We start from the raw sequence: 1,230 nt of genomic DNA, 5'->3' as shown, positions 1-1,230 counted from the left end.
GGCGTCGATCCGCATGCCTGGCTGACCCGGACCCTGCAGCGCATCGCCGGCGGCTGGCCAAACGGCCAGATAGCTGACCTCATGCCTTGGAACTTCAGGCAGTAACGGCCTCGGCTACGCGCTTACAGACGAACTTCTGCGCGAACTGCTCAATCCCGACCTCTTCGGCACCAAGCAAGAAAGTGAGTTCGAGAATGAGTAAGAAAGTCCAAGAGCGGATCGCCGGTAAAATGATCTTTGCGCTCAGCCAGAAAGGCGGCTGCGGCAAGTCCTTTGTCGTCCGCAGCTTCGTTCAGTGGGGGCGGCATGAGGGGTGGCCGATTGCCGTCTATGATGGAGACAGCGGGGTAGGGACGACCTACCGCGCGCTGGGTACGCGCGAAAACGGGCGCCTCCTTGATGTGCAGGATCCGCTGGTGGGCGCGGGCAGGTACAGCTTGCGCCATGACCTTCAGCGCCAGGAGCTCGTCAACACGATTGCGCCGGAACCGGAGGGCGACCTGGGCATTGCAAGCGCCGCAGCGATATTCGGTCCGCTGATCTGCCTGGGTGTCGCGGCTTTGGACCCGCAACGCGTGCCCCGTGAGGCCGGTGAGATCGGAGAGGGCTTGAGCTGAACCGAGGCGCACGGTCCCAGTTCCGGTTATTTTGATGACGGTGCGGATCGAACGCTGAATGTGCGAGTGAGTCATTGTGGTGTTCCGTTCTGATGGCGTGTGGGGTCAACATCTGGACGGATCCAGATCGTTTGGGTTGGATGATGGGTGGTCGGGGGGTTAGTGCAGCAGCCGGCGCGTGCGGCTCCCGCTGGCGGCGTCGAGGGCCTTGTGCAGCTTTCGTAGGCTTCTGATCTGCCCCTTGTGCGCTGCCCTCTCGAGAACCGTCAGCAGATCAGGCTCAAGCTTGCGCCGGTCGATCTCTTTTTTTGCGATAGCGACGATCTCATACGCCGTTGGCCGCTGCATCTGGATCACACGGCATCGATCAACGACTGGCCGCGCAACGCGACTGAGGTCATTGGCCAACAGCAGAAAATTGACGTGGCTCAGGTCGATTTCGGCCTGCAGGTACTTGTCCTTGTGCTGGCGCGCGACCGTGCGGTCGGGGAGTGTCAGGATTTCCGTGTGTGGTCGGGCATAGTGGGTAAACAAGGAGTCCCCTATGTCTCGACGCAAAGAGCCTGCAATCCCCAATGAGCTTCTCGACCAACTGCTGGCAGGCGGCGCTGCC

At 61.3% G+C, this 1,230-nt stretch carries 2 protein-coding genes and 1 pseudogene; 2 read left to right on the top strand and 1 reads right to left on the bottom strand.

Translation table 11 applies throughout. The features are described 5' to 3' along the window. Together DDE76_RS19340 and DDE76_RS19335 are read left to right on the top strand one after the other, a co-directional pair. A partial coding sequence (locus DDE76_RS19340) for a transposase domain-containing protein (protein WP_157955875.1) occupies positions 1-105 on the top strand: 105 nt, incomplete at its 5' end. Positions 106-194: 89 nt separating this feature from the next. Next, complete coding sequence (locus DDE76_RS19335; RefSeq protein WP_104894105.1) at positions 195-617, top strand: hypothetical protein; 423 nt, start codon at positions 195-197, stop codon at positions 615-617. Positions 618-776: 159 nt separating this feature from the next. Here the strand turns inward: DDE76_RS19335 and DDE76_RS19330 are convergent. Beyond that, positions 777-1,230, bottom strand: a pseudogene (locus DDE76_RS19330) (hypothetical protein); the annotation flags it as partial.

The organism is Devosia indica, assembly GCF_003056405.1.
Lineage (GTDB): Bacteria > Pseudomonadota > Alphaproteobacteria > Rhizobiales > Devosiaceae > Devosia > Devosia indica.
This window is presented reverse-complemented; position numbering and strand designations above follow the sequence as displayed.

Coding starts and splice junctions, on each gene's coding strand:
- DDE76_RS19335 (WP_104894105.1), top strand. CDS start 195: ATGAGTAAGAAAGTCCAAGAGCGGATCGCCGGTAAAATGATCTTTGCG.